The 13,545-nt window shown below is 47.8% G+C and carries 11 protein-coding genes and 1 pseudogene; 5 read left to right on the top strand and 7 right to left on the bottom strand.

What is annotated here, in order from left to right; all coding sequences use genetic code 11:
• From B3D59_RS17925 to B3D59_RS17905, 5 genes and pseudogenes are all read right to left on the bottom strand, one after another.
• Window positions 1-405: pseudogene (locus B3D59_RS17925) on the bottom strand (CRISPR-associated RAMP protein Csx10); the annotation flags it as partial.
• On the bottom strand, window positions 405-1,127 hold the full coding sequence (locus B3D59_RS17920) for an RAMP superfamily CRISPR-associated protein (protein WP_286822509.1): 723 nt from the start codon (window positions 1,125-1,127) through the stop codon (window positions 405-407). The gene B3D59_RS17920 and the pseudogene B3D59_RS17925, both read right to left, overlap by 1 nt.
• A complete protein-coding gene (locus B3D59_RS17915; protein ID WP_286822507.1) occupies window positions 1,117-2,469 on the bottom strand; it encodes a Cas10/Cmr2 second palm domain-containing protein in 1,353 nt (450 codons plus the stop codon). Before B3D59_RS17915 ends, B3D59_RS17920 begins: the two co-directional genes overlap by 11 nt.
• Window positions 2,466-2,705 carry a hypothetical protein gene (locus B3D59_RS17910; RefSeq protein ID WP_286822506.1) on the bottom strand — a complete coding sequence of 80 codons (240 nt, stop codon included), beginning with the start codon at window positions 2,703-2,705 and terminating at the stop codon, window positions 2,466-2,468. The genes B3D59_RS17915 and B3D59_RS17910 overlap by 4 nt, the downstream gene beginning before the upstream one ends.
• 93 nt (window positions 2,706-2,798) lie before the next feature.
• The gene (locus B3D59_RS17905; RefSeq protein ID WP_286822505.1) at window positions 2,799-3,026 is read right to left on the bottom strand and encodes a hypothetical protein; all 228 of its coding nucleotides are present in this window, start codon (window positions 3,024-3,026) and stop codon (window positions 2,799-2,801) included.
• 117 nt (window positions 3,027-3,143) lie between these two features.
• On the opposite strand from B3D59_RS17905, the gene B3D59_RS17900 reads away from it, so the two are divergent.
• Window positions 3,144-5,654 (top strand): transporter substrate-binding domain-containing protein, encoded by a 2,511-nt coding sequence (locus B3D59_RS17900; protein WP_286822504.1) that lies wholly within the window; start codon window positions 3,144-3,146, stop codon window positions 5,652-5,654.
• A 20-nt stretch (window positions 5,655-5,674) separates the two neighbouring features.
• Here B3D59_RS17900 and B3D59_RS17895 read toward each other — a convergent pair whose 3' ends face one another.
• Both B3D59_RS17895 and B3D59_RS17890 read right to left on the bottom strand, forming a co-directional pair.
• Complete coding sequence (locus B3D59_RS17895) at window positions 5,675-6,730, bottom strand: hypothetical protein (protein WP_286822503.1); 1,056 nt, start codon at window positions 6,728-6,730, stop codon at window positions 5,675-5,677.
• Window positions 6,720-9,098 (bottom strand): DEAD/DEAH box helicase, encoded by a 2,379-nt coding sequence (locus B3D59_RS17890; protein WP_286822502.1) that lies wholly within the window; start codon window positions 9,096-9,098, stop codon window positions 6,720-6,722. Before B3D59_RS17890 ends, B3D59_RS17895 begins: the two co-directional genes overlap by 11 nt.
• 653 nt (window positions 9,099-9,751) lie before the next feature.
• On the opposite strand from B3D59_RS17890, the gene potA reads away from it, so the two are divergent.
• The 4 genes from potA to B3D59_RS17870 are packed head-to-tail and all read left to right on the top strand — an operon-like array spanning window position 9,752 to window position 13,496.
• Window positions 9,752-10,840, top strand: a complete 1,089-nt coding sequence (potA, locus tag B3D59_RS17885) for a spermidine/putrescine ABC transporter ATP-binding protein PotA (RefSeq protein WP_286822501.1) — start codon at window positions 9,752-9,754, stop codon at window positions 10,838-10,840.
• Window positions 10,830-11,684: a spermidine/putrescine ABC transporter permease PotB gene (potB, locus tag B3D59_RS17880; RefSeq protein ID WP_286822500.1), complete on the top strand. Its 855-nt coding sequence runs from the start codon at window positions 10,830-10,832 to the stop codon at window positions 11,682-11,684. Before potA ends, potB begins: the two co-directional genes overlap by 11 nt.
• 10 nt (window positions 11,685-11,694) lie before the next feature.
• Window positions 11,695-12,459 (top strand): spermidine/putrescine ABC transporter permease PotC, encoded by a 765-nt coding sequence (potC, locus tag B3D59_RS17875; RefSeq protein ID WP_286822499.1) that lies wholly within the window; start codon window positions 11,695-11,697, stop codon window positions 12,457-12,459.
• On the top strand, window positions 12,456-13,496 hold the full coding sequence (locus tag B3D59_RS17870) for an extracellular solute-binding protein (RefSeq protein ID WP_286822498.1): 1,041 nt from the start codon (window positions 12,456-12,458) through the stop codon (window positions 13,494-13,496). The genes potC and B3D59_RS17870 overlap by 4 nt, the downstream gene beginning before the upstream one ends.
• The last annotated feature ends 49 nt before the right edge of the window (window positions 13,497-13,545 follow it).

The following is a 13,545-nucleotide window of genomic DNA, read 5'->3' as shown; positions in this document are numbered from 1 at the left end:
CATGTCTTCACCGCAGGTCGAATGGGGGCATTTCCAGAGTGTTTTATCCGGAGGTACGTTTCCGATACGACTTGCCGCTGTGGCAGCCAGCGTGTCAAACACACCATGTTTGTCAAATCCGGGCTCTCGTTTACATGAAATCGTAGTCAAGGGTAAAATTTTTGATGATTTATCAGGGGCTGCTCCCGGTAAGAGATTACAGAAGTGAACCGGGTTATCCAGAAAAAGCGTGCGGAATGCTTCGTCTTCAACGCTTTTTCCTCCTCTCAGATAACTTGCTGCCAGTGCCCCTCTCAATGTACTGCCGGGAAGATACTTGAGCGTTTGAGGAGAGCTGCTCTGACGTTTCTTTTGGACGATCAAGGGGGACAGAAGTTTTGCCGTCATGCGATAATAGGTGGTCATTATTCCCTCATTTCCTGGTAATCCGAAGCGTCCAGATAAACTTCCCCTTTTTCCTTTAGAAAAGTATCCGCAGAAAAGGGGGTGTCGTTATAGATCATTTGAGTGATGGAAATAGGTTGGTGCAGATGCCCGGCACCGGTACTTTTGTCCCCTCCAAGACGATCGACCATTTTGATGGCGGCAATCAACAGACAATATGCAAACGGCGGATCTGTCTCTTCGAAAATGGCCAGATTCCGATGGCTGGCCGACAGTTTTGATTCAAATGTCATGGGAAAGGCGTATTCCGTTGTAAACAGATGTTTCTCTTTTACCGTACCCAGTTTACGGTGCATCTTCACTCGGCTTCGGATATGGGTGAAGCGGTCTACATGGTCTGTATTGTCAATGGGATAAGCATTTCGAAAATATAGGCCCCCCTCTTCGAATTTATTACCAAACAGACGATCTACTGGTGACGGTGCATGACATAATGGGCCAAACGCACCAGGTAAATTCATGTCGATACTGTGAGGATCGGAGGGTTCCGGAAAATTCAGCGTTCTGGATAGCTTTTCACAAGACTCCCGTATGACCCCTTTCAAGGTACTTGCCGGGAAGTAAGGTCTCCCCCTGGCGTCTTTTTGGAGCAGACGATCCGTGAGTATGTCTGCTTCACCAGATCCGGTATACCATATAGACTCAAATTGGATATTCAGTGTCAATTCTAGGTTATGATACATTATCCCATCCTTCCCGGTCTGTCGTGGAAATGTTGCAGAACTGGGCAATCTCCATCAAGTCCGTAATCATCGTGGTGGTCCATCTGTCATCGGTTGTGTTACCGGAAGGCTCTTTCCACGGCATGTTCGGCACACAACCGAAGTATTCCATGGCATTTCTGATTGCCGTTCTCTGCTCTCCAATTTCAGAGCGGGTATATAATTTCAAAAAATCCAATGTTCCGTTCATTTTATCTTCAAAAGGCGTGTATCCTAGGCGTCTGAGTCGTGTTCTGGGAATATTGGCGTACAGAAGTCGACGTGCATGTGCCAATAGGCACTGGGCATCTTTAAGGGCGTAAGGTTTTTGATATAGCTTCAAGTTTTTACCGTTTTTTTGTAAAAAATTGTTTCTGCTGTGCCCGACTTTCAGATGATTAAATTGCGGCGTGATATGAAAAACGATATAGGATGGTGAGAAAAAGCCTTGTGCAGCGGGATCCTTTGCGCCAGCCTGTTTGGCTGAGGTCAGCAGTTCTTCCGCTTGACTGAAAATATGGGAAAATGGCGAATGGGTTTTAGCATATGCAATCCCCAATGAGACCGTCAACCCGTTACCGTTCAATATGTCGTTGAAAAAGGGATTTTGGGAAAATCGAATTTGAGTTTTTTTAGTGAATTTCAGGGACACTTCAATGGCAAATTCAAGGGCATGATCTGCCGACATATAGACCAGAAGATCATCTCCACCCAGAAGTAAAATATTGGCCGGAACAACGCCTTTAACCGGAACAACGTCTTTAACAGGAGGGCAATTTTCATAAAGTGCTTCATGGCATGCCTGGGTGATGGCCTCATCGACCACTTGAGAAAAAAAGTGGAAATCGTTCTTGTTTTTGATTTGTTTGATCAATTTTCCCATGGCATTGCCGTCTGCATAGATGAGTGCCGTATACCCTTTTCTTCCTCTGCTGCACTCTCCGATCTCTTCAAACGTTTTTGGCCTTTGAAATCGATCGAGATCCACATCTTTTGTCCTGAGAAAGTCGGAAAAATGTTTCCAAAGCCCCTTCTTTTTGCCCCATTCGACTTTGGTGGCACAGACATCACAAAGCAATTTCATCTCATCGGCATATTGACTATATTGTGATCCCATTCCGGCACAACTGTCGCATTCACGAATAAATCCGGTGTGTAACAGCGTACATGGAATCAGAGGATTTTCATCTTTCATCTTTTTTAATCGAATGAAAGCACGATCCAATGATTTAGCATAATTGTCTTCGTCATATTCCGAGATACCGAAAAGAACCTTCAAACCGCCTTTACTTTCCCGATTGAACATCGACTGTACTGCCTTCATGGCAGGCTCAAGGGTTGACAACTCCGCTTCGATGATGAATTGTCCTGCTCCCCACCGGAAAAAACCAAGTCGAAATGAGCTTCATCCAATGTTTCTTTCAACAACGTTGGCACTCCATTCTCATTGAGTTCTGTCAGTAGAGCGCTGGCACCTCGAATTTCCACCAGGCGATCCGTACCAAAGACATACTTTTTAATGCCTGGTACATCCATAACCACAATATATTTCTTTTTCATGAAGCCTCCAATGGTTCGCTTTTCATTTTTAAAGTTTATTTGAAGGTCATAATTTTAGACGCTTTTTTATAGCCCGAATTTTTCAATGCATCATTATATCTTTTTGTTCAGCCGGGTGGGAAAACCGCTTTGGCTTTTTTGATGGCGCCTTTGATGGAGTCCGGCGACCAGATTTTCCCCGACATCCTGCCGCGCTTTCACAAACACCTGATCATCCTTGGTGTTACTAAAACCTTGGGTGGGCTCGATCTCATCCTTTGTATCGGCAGGCTCTCTTTTTTTCAACTCTTTTTCCAACGCTTCCTTTTCCAATTTAGTCATGATGCACAATAAGTGATTTGACGCTCCCCTTCAGTTCAGATACATACTAATGATAGGTTAAAACAATTGACGATTGCCTTTGAAAGAAACACAGACAGCATATATATGGATAAATTATTGAAACTTGAATTTCGCCATTTTTTTACAGGGGTTATATTGATCCCGACACTCATTATGGGGTTGTCCTTCACTAATACTGCATATTCCCATGCCCAAAATTCAATGAATAATGCAGCCGCCAGCATTCAGTTAACCCCGGCTGAAAAGACCTGGCTTGACAGACATCCCACGATCACCATTGCAGGCCCCCGATCCTTTCCGCCATTTCACTATTATGAAAAGGATCAATTAAAAGGCATCTCAGCCGATTACACCTCCCAGATAGCGGCCCAATTAGGGCTTAAATTACGCATCCTGGCAGACCTTCCCTGGACCGAGGTGTTGGAAAGTGTCCAGCAAGGAGAGATTGACCTGATCCCCTGCATTGCAAAAACAACTGAACGGGAAACCTATCTTGATTTTTCTGTGCCCTATCTGACGTTCCCCCTGGTTATCGTCACCCGAGACAACAGCCCCTTTACGAGCGGTATTGAAGACCTTCATGGGAAAACCCTGGCCATGGTACCTCAAACCCTTGCACAAGAATGGCTTTCCAGGGACGGGATTAACTTCACCCCCCTTTATGCGCAATCCCCGTTGGAAGGACTTGAAGCGGTCTCCTTTTCACGGGCAGATGCCACCATAGAGAACCTGGCAGCAGCCTCATATTTAATTAATCAAAACGGACTGACAAATCTTAAAATCGCAGCACCGACACCCTATGACAATTATCAGCTGTATATGGCAGTCCCCAAGGGCCACCAGGAACTTCTCACAATCCTGAACAAAGCCCTTGCGGCCATCTCTCCCCGACAAAAAAGTGATATTCGCAACCAGTGGCTGTCGGTCAAATACGACTATGGGGTCAACCCCGAAGATGTGTTTCGATATATCTTTCTGGTTCTTTTGTTCTCTCTTGGCATTATCTTTATTATACTCTTCCGAAGCCACAGGCTTACAAAAGAGACCCGGGAAAGAATTGCCACGGAAAAAGCCCTGCGTGAAAGCGAAAGAAAACTTCGAAACATCCTGGAAAACAGCACCAACATGTATTACGCCCATACCCCTGACCATAAAATTACCTATATCAGCCGCCGGTGCAGACAGATTCTGCAATGCGAACCCCAAGAGGCCATGAAACGATGGACTGAATTTGTTACGGACAATCCCAGCAATCTCAAAGGTCTTGAATATACTGAAAAGGCCATCAGAACCGGCCATCGCCAGCCCCCATACGAACTGGAACTCATAGGAAATAGAGGACGTAAAGTCATCGTGGAAATTCGTGAAAACCCGGTTGTGGAAAACGGCAGGACAGTTGCCATTGTGGGTTCGGCAACCGACATCACAGCGCATAAAAAAGCGGAACAAGAGAGGGAAGCCCTGCAACGCCAACTCATTCAGGCCGGCAAAATGGAGTCCATCGGCACACTGGCAGGCGGCATTGCCCACGATTTTAACAATATTTTGGGAATCATTCTGGGAAACGCCCAACTGGCAATGCTGGACCTGCCCCAAGAAAATCGAGTCCGGTCACGCATTAATGAGATTGAAACCGCCTGTCTGAGGGCCAAGGAAGTTGTCCTGCAACTGCTCAGTTTCAGCCGACAGAGAGAACAGAGGAAACAGCCTTTAAATCCAGCCAAACTGGTGACCGATACAGTCCGGCTTTTAAGGGCATCCATTCCCTCGTCCATTGAAATCCTCTACCAAAACCATGAACCGATACAGACAATCAATGCCAATCCCACACAGATCCAGCAGGTCATTATCAACCTGTGCAACAATGCGGCTCAGGCCATGGAACCCGGCGGCGGCACCCTGACCATTTGCCTGGAAATGGCAGACGCCCATGATTTAACGATGCCCGAACTCGAAGCGTTCTCTGCAACCGAGGCGGTCCGGCTCACCATTGAAGACACAGGCACAGGAATTGATCCGGCCATCCAGGACAGAATTTTTGATCCCTACTTCACCACCAAGGAGGTCGGCAAAGGATCGGGCATGGGACTGGCCATGGTTCACGGCATTGTTCACAACCATGGCGGTGTCATATCCGTTAAAAGTGAAATGGGATGCGGCACTGTATTCACTGTACTTTTACCGGCAAGCCCCATGCCCCCGGCAGACGAGGTAGCCGCTGATAGAGGGTCCGTACCCGGAGGGACAGAAAGCATTCTTATAGTGGATGACGAAAAAGGGCTGACACAGATACTGGAGGCTATGTTGACGAACCTGGGTTACACGGTAAAAACCAATCAGGATCCGGAAGAAGCCCTGACCACATTCACGGCATCACCTTCCCGGTTTGATTTGATCATCACGGATATGACCATGCCGCACATAAACGGCCTTGAACTTTGCGCCGCAATAAAAAAAATCCGCCCGGATATTCCGGTTATTGTCTGCACAGGACACAACAGCCAAGCAAATGCTGATTTTCTTAAGCACGCCGACATCGCCGCAGTGGTCATGAAGCCTGTGACAACCACCGAAATTGCACAAACCATTCGAAGGATTCTGGATTAACTACCCAAAAAAGAGAGGCGCTACCCCAAACAGTTGAGGCAGTTAATGTTCAGATTGGGGCACAACCCTATATCGTAGGTACCGGCACCGCAGGATTGGCAGGCAACCGGATCCATATCCTTTGTCACGGGATTGTAGATCATCGTAAAATCCGCATTATTTCGGCCGGATATAAGCCTGACAAACACCCTCACACAGGCAGAGGTCAGGTACATGGCTGCCGCCGGTTTAAAATCAATACGGATGCCGTATTTATTGAGCAGATCTTTTTTCTTTGCGGCAAGTTCGGCTGGAATCATGGCGATTTTTTCTTCCCGTTCCCTGACCAGATCCTGGGAAAGCCCGCTTCTGCTAAGGTTTTGCCGCATCTCCTTTTCAAGGGCCTGGTAATATGCGTCAAGACTTGCCGTATCCCTTTGAAACCGCCGGTTCATGCTCTCCACAAATGAGGCCAGGCGCTCTTGCACCAGGTCTTGCCCATATCGGGAGACAACCGTCCGGATCGATTCAATCTCCTTTTCGTTTAACCCCCGGGCTTTTTTGACGCTGAAGTCCTTTTGAACATGGGAAAGACCCTGGGCCATGTCCGGGATAACCACGCCGGTATCCAGGTTGACGCAGATCTCCAGAAGGCCTTGTTTTATCTCATCACTTTGGGCAGTATACCGACAGGTCAGTACAAGATACCGGGTTCTTGCCTCTCCGGTCTTGATTACGCGAATCTTGGATTTGTGAAATTGAAACCGGTCTTCGATCAGCCGATCAAACCCCTGGGTTTTGATATAATCAAATTTTAGTTCGGCCCGGGCAAAGGGAGCGGATTCTCCTGCCAGGGTGAGCATCCGGTCAAGCAACGGGGTATGTAGTTGCACGGCATGGACCTTTGACCGATCCTCCGCCGCAACCGCTTCAGGCCCCACCCGGAAAAATTCATCCATGCCAAGGGTTTGGGCTGCCGCTTCAGGCAGCAGGATATCCCGGGTCAGGCCCTGATCTTCCACAACCCCTCCCCGGGCTTTAAAAAACCGGCAGGCAAAATCCATGGCATCAATCTGCTCATGCCCCTCAAAGTTCATAGCTGTCTCCAAAAAGCTTGCCGTCCAGTTCCTTTGTTTTCACATATCCTGTTTTGGCCCGTTTCAGTTTTGTGCCCAATTTGGCAAAGGATTGGTCCCGCTCTTCAGGGGTTTGAGACTCCACCCAGATGTCGCAGACCATATCCGAAAACTCTTTTTCCCCTGTAACCCTGCCCAGGATCATGTCAATCTCTCCGATGACCATCTCAAACATATTGATTTTCCGGTCCAGGATATCCAGGATGTAATCCTCGATGGAGCCTTGGGCACAAAAATTATAGATCTGCACTTCTTTTTCCTGGCCGATGCGGTGGATACGACCGATTCGTTGTTCAATTTTCATGGGATTCCAGGGCAGATCGTAATTGACCATCCGGGAACAAAACTGGATATTGCGTCCCTCCCCACCAATTTCCGTGGTGACCAGCACCTGGACATTCTCCTTAAACGCCTCAATGGCCGCATCCTTTTTCTCATTACTCATGCCGCCGTGGAAAAGAACAAAGGAGACATTATTCCACTCCAGAAATTCAGCCAGATGCTCCAGGGTCGCCGTGTATTTTACAAAGACAATAAGCTTTTCACTGTCCGCTTTGACCAGTTTGAGCAACGCCATGTTCTTAGGGGTATCCACCGTTGTCCGGCACAGATTTCGAACCGCTTTAATCTCTTTTTCAGTCTCCAGCAGCCAGGACCCGTTGTCAATCATCCGTTCCAGGGTGGCTTCCACCGCCTTGGGAGATGATCCGGCCTGGGCCAGCAGATTTTTAATCATCAGTTTGGACCGCCCCTTGTTCTGATTATTAAGCAGGTGCAAAAGGGTCTGAAGGCGTTCATAAAAAGCGGCCTCGTCCTTTGTGGGCGCAATGCGGATAGTGGTGGCAAACCTGGGCGGAATGTGAATCCCTGCCAGGGCCCGGGTATTGCGGATCATCACCTGGCTTAACAGATTTTTGAGCATTTCCCTGTTCTGGGGGTCAGTGGGGTCGCCTCGCTTCATGAACCGCTCCCTGAAGGAAGTGGCCGTCTCAAGCTGCCCCGGCTTGAGCAGGGTGATCAGATTGTACAACTCCATGAGGTTGTTTTCCACAGGCGTGGCTGTCAGTAAAAGGATAAATTTTTTCTTCAGGGCATTGACCAACTTGAAATTCAAGGTGGATTTATTTTTTAGATGATGGGCCTCGTCAACAATCACCATGTCATACTCCCGGCTGGTGATCAAATCCCAGTTCTTCTTTGACTTGGCCTGGTTGATGGACGCCACCACAACCTTTTGTTCCCAAAAATTATTGTCTCCGGATTTGAATTCCGGACTGTCGGTTGACGACACATTGAGGTTGAATTTGGATGCCATTTCCGTCTGCCACTGGGAGACCAGAGGGGTCGGGGTGAGGATCAGCGCGGTTTTCACCATGCCCCGGCGCAAATATTCCGACAGGATGATTAACGCCTCAATGGTTTTACCCAATCCCACTTCATCGGAGAGCAGCGCCCTTCCCCGGAATTGCTTGAGTACTTTTTTGGCGGTCTCCTCCTGGTACCAGAACGATTGGATTTCCGTAAGTCCCGGCAGGCAGATCAGGGTTTCAAAAGATTCTGCAAACCGGATTTTATGACTCATCAGTGCCAGTTCATACAGGTCCGGCCCGGCGGGTTCAGTTACGGCAAGGGCCTTTACAAACGCATCTTTGTCAATGTTCACGGTCACGGGAACCGATGCCGGTTTTTCAGACGCCTTGCTATCAACAGGCGGAACCGTTGATGGTTCGGGTGTTGGGGGCGGCGGGTCAGCCATATCTGTCATGTGTTTGGCGCCCGCCTCCGCCAAACCGTCCTGCCGTTTGTAACTTGCCGCCATTCGCCGGGTGGTTTCCTCACGCTCCCGGGCTTGGGCAATTACATCTTTGCAATAGGTCATGATATCTTTGAGGGCGGCCCTTTTTCGACGCTTTTCGTCAATTTTAAGCTGTGTAAAATTTTGAAGCAGATCTTCAGCGCTTTTCAAGCAAAGCTCGTATTTTCCCGAATTTATCAAAAAAATGACCCGTTCATACCGCATGGAATCCGTCATTTTTCCGATTTTCTCAAGGCAGTCCATGGCATCCAGCTGCACCTGCGCGTCGCCTAACTCATGGCCGATCCGCCCCATAAGGTGAATCACCACCTCTTCTTTGGGAAGCAACTTGACTGCGTTTTTTATGGACTTGAGCGCCTGGGAAGGGTCAGCGATCTCATCATAATAAAGGGCTTCTTCATAGTAAAACCAGCCTTTATCAGCGGCTGCCTTTCCGGCCTTGGCCAGCCGGACCTGCACCTGCTTTTGCTTGCGTTTTTGTTTGCGCTTCTCAGCTTTTGATTTTGCCAACACTCCTCCCTGTTTTTTTGTCCCCCGGTGTTGCTGACCGACAATTTTGAAAGACGTCAGATTGGAAAGGATTCGTCACATTCTGTATTCAATTGTGCGCTACCCTAATTCCCCGGCAGAATTGTCCATACTTAACAGTTCATTCTCATCAGCATCAATAAATTTGTGACAGTGTGGACATGTCATTTTTAACCGTCTTACACCCCCTTTCATCAAAAATTTCCGACAATGAGGACAAAAATATGATTTAAATTTTAAATCGCCCTGTATCGTTTCTATTTTATCCAGTTCCAAGTCCAATCCTTTCAATTCAGTTACTTCATTTTTCCAAATGAATTAATATTACGTTGAGTACTTATATCAGAAGACTATTACTGTTTCAAACTATGATGGTAACGTTCCAGTAACTTTTAATTTATGCTTTTATCATAGTGCAGCACAAAGGGGGATGGCTTCCATCAAAACTTGAGTTGCTTGTGTCTATGACAATTGTTGATATTTTCTTAACATAGCACTAACGCCGGCTTCTTGCGTATTTAAAATTGACAAAAGAATGAAGAATAATATATTTTGGATATTACCTTCTTTAAAGACACAACCAGCTATGCCGCTGTAAACTAAATACATTCTACACCAATACAGCAAAGGAGATGCTGGTGGAAGTGATTCTTTCGATTGCTGGGCTTGGAAAATCTTTTTCCGGCCAGCCTATTCTTCAGGATTTCGACCTCGAAGTAAAAGCAAGTGAATTTATTACCCTTCTTGGTCCTTCGGGATGCGGCAAAACAACGCTTTTGCGTATCATTGCCGGTTTTGAGAAACCGGACACCGGCACCATCCTTCTTGACGGAAAAAACCTGCTTTCCCTGCCTGCTGAAAAACGCAAAGTCAACACCGTATTTCAAAGCTATGCCCTGTTTCCCCATCTCACTGTGTTCAATAATGTTGCCTTTGGCCTGAAAATTAAAAAAATCAAAGGCAGGGAACTTGAAACACGCGTGATACAAGCCCTTGAGCAGGTAAAGATGATTGATTTTTCCGCACGGTATCCCCATCAGCTTTCCGGGGGCCAGCAGCAGCGGGTGGCCATGGCCCGTGCCATTGTCAACCAGCCCAGGATTCTTTTGCTGGACGAACCACTTTCTGCTTTGGATGCACGGCTGCGTCGGGAAATGCAGATAGAACTGAAAAAACTGCAACGAGAGCTTGGCATCGCTTTTATCTTTGTCACCCATGACCAGGAAGAAGCCTTGTCCATGTCAGACAAAATATTAGTGATGCAAGAAGGCAAAATTGCCCAGCTTGGCACCCCCCGCCAGGTTTACGAAGAACCTGAAAATCTTTATGTTGCCAGATTCATCGGCGATATCAACTTTTTTCCGGGGGAAATTTGCACAGTTTCTGATTCAGACCAGGTGGAGGTCTCCATTTTCGGCAGACAGATTACGGCCCATACCCTGCGGCAGTTCCAGCCGGGGGACAAGGTGGTGCTGCTGCTGCGGCCCGAGGACTTAAGGCTTTATGAGCATCCACCAAAGGAGATAAAGACCTTTGCCGGCAGCATTGTTGAACGCAGTTACCGGGGATCCACTTTGGACACCCTGGTGCGTCTTGATGACGGTCCTTTGTTGACGACCTGCGAGTTTTTTGATGAGGATGACCCGGACTTTGACTACAGTGTAGGCGAACGGGTATATGTTTCCTGGGTTAAGGGCTGGGAGGTTGTTTTGCCTGATGAAGATTAGTAGCAAAACCCGGTTCAGTATCATTGTGCTGATCTCAGGATGGTTCATCCTTTTCGGCGTCATTCCGCTTCTGCTGCTTGTCATTACAAGTTTTTTAACCATGGATCCGGCAGATTTGGTTCGTTTTTCTTTCAGTCTGAAAGCGTATTCACAGCTGCTTATTGATCCCAGCTATATGATTATTTTTATTCGTTCCGTTAAACTGGCACTGGCAACGACGCTGCTGTGCCTGGCCTTAGGTTATCCCTTTGCCTGGTACACGGCCAGAATGACGGCGAAATGGCGCACGTCAGTCCTTGTACTTCTGATGATTCCCTTCTGGACCAACTCCCTTGTCAGGACCTATGCCATGCGCATGGTGCTGGGCACCCAGGGGATACTCAATAAAGCCCTTTTAAGTCTGGGGCTCATTCATACCCCGTTGAAAATCATGTACACTGATTATGCGGTTGTGGCAGGACTTTTTTATCTGATGCTCCCCTTCATGGTGCTGCCCTTGTATGCGACCATTGAAAAGTTAGACTTCCAGCTGGTTGAAGCCGCACGGGATCTGGGCGCAGGCGCGGTCAATGCATTTACCAAGGTTATTTTCCCCCTTACCCTGCCCGGTATTATGGCAGGCTGCATCATGGTATTTGTACCGACCATGGGACTTTTTTATGTGGCCTCCCTTTTGGGCGGTGCGCGCCAACTGCTTTTGGGCAACCTGATCCAGCAACAGTTTCTCAACGCAAGAAACTGGCCCCTGGGCTCTGCAACGAGCATTGTACTTATTATTTTCATGACGGTGATGCTGATCGGATATGGACTGCTGTTACGCCGTTTCGGCCGGGGAAGAGAGTAGGCGCATGAACATGTTACGGATTATTTACTTTTCAGGCATATTTTTCTATCTCTATCTGCCCATCAGCGTACTGATTGTCAATGCATTCAACCTGAATAAATACGGCATGAGATGGGACGGATTTACCTTTAAATGGTTCACGGCCATGTTGGAAAACCACTCCCTGATGGATGCGGCCCGCCATTCCGTGATCATTGCCGTATGCGCGGCCACCCTTTCCACGATCATTGGTGCCCTCGCCGCCATAGGGCTGAACCGGTACCGGTTTTTCGGACGAAAAGTGATCCAGGCCACAAGTATGACCCTGATGATGGCACCGGATATTATCCTGGCCATTGCCTTTCTTGTTCTTTTCATCACCCTGGGCATTGGGTTGGGTTTCTGGTCCCTGCTGTTTTCCCACATCACCTTCTGCCTGCCCTTTACCATCATGACCATCACAGGAAGACTGCAGAATTTTGATCCCAACATTCTTGATGCAGCCAGAGATCTGGGCGCATCCGAAAAAAACATTCTGGCCCGGGTGATTCTCCCCATGATGCAGCCGGCAATTTTCTCAAGCTGGCTTCTGGCCTTCACCTTGTCCCTTGATGATGTCATCATCAGTTCATTTGTCACGGGTCCAAGTTATGATGTACTGCCGTTGAAAATATTTTCAATGGTTAAAGTGGGAGTCAAACCCGAAGTGAATGCGCTTGCCGCCCTTCTGGTCATGCTCTCCCTTGCACTGGTCATTGTCAGTCAATTAATGTTGAAGGAAAAAAAAATCCCATGAAACCTTTATTTAAACCCCTTATTGTCCTTATCGTCGTGCTGCTTGCCGCAATCCAGGTTCAGGCCGCAGAGAAAATTTATGTCTACAACTGGACAGAGTATCTGCCCGAATCAGTGCTTGAACAGTTCACCCAAAAGACCGGAATTGAAGTAATCTACACCACCTATGACAGCAATGAGACCATGTATGCCAAACTCAAGCTGATCAAAAAAGACGGGTATGATGTGGCCGTTCCCTCAACCTATTTTGTTTCAAAGATGGGCAGGGAGGGCATGCTCATGAAACTGGACCACACGCTTTTGCCCAATATAAAAAATCTTGATCCGGAACTTTTGAACAAGCCATATGATCCAAACAACAACTACTCCATTCCCTATATGTGGGGGTCCACCGGCATTGCCGTGAATACTGACGAAATTGCCAAAGAACAGATCACATCATGGAAGGATCTGTGGAAACCGGAATTTAGAGGTAAACTGCTGCTTCAGGACGATTTGCGGGAAGTGTTTCACATGGCCTTGCGCATTAAGGGGTTTTCCGGCAACACCACGGAGCCTAAAGAAATTGAACAGGCATATCTGCTGCTTAAGGATTTAATGCCCAATGTGCTGCTGTTCAACTCCGACTCCCCGAAGCTGCCCTTTCTGGCAGGTGAGGTCAGCATCGGGATGATCTGGAACGGTGAAGCCTGGATGGCCCGGGAGGAAAATCCCGCAATCCAGTATGTTTACCCCAAAGAAGGCGCAAGCTTCTGGGTGGACAGTTTTGTCATTCCCCAAGGGGCAAGGAACCCCAAAGGCGCCCATGCGTTTATCAACTTCATGATGAATCCAGAAGTGGCCAAGACCTGTGTTGAAGAATACGGGTATCCCACCCCGGTAAAGCCGGCCATTGCCCTGCTCGATTCCAACATCAGCAGCAGCCGGACCATCTTTCCTGATTCTGAAATCATTAAACAAGGCGAATTCCAGAATGACGTGGGACAGGCCATTGAAATTTATCAGAAGTACTGGGAAAAACTTCGTACCGGCAACTAGTGTTTGAACGCAAAGTCACCCATCTGGGGCTTGGTCATAACATCGGCCA

The sequence above is a fragment of the Desulfobacter sp. UBA2225 genome (genome assembly GCF_002348205.1).
GTDB lineage: Bacteria > Desulfobacterota > Desulfobacteria > Desulfobacterales > Desulfobacteraceae > Desulfobacter > Desulfobacter postgatei.
Note: the sequence above shows the minus strand (reverse complement) of the source record. Positions and strands in the feature narration are given on the sequence as shown.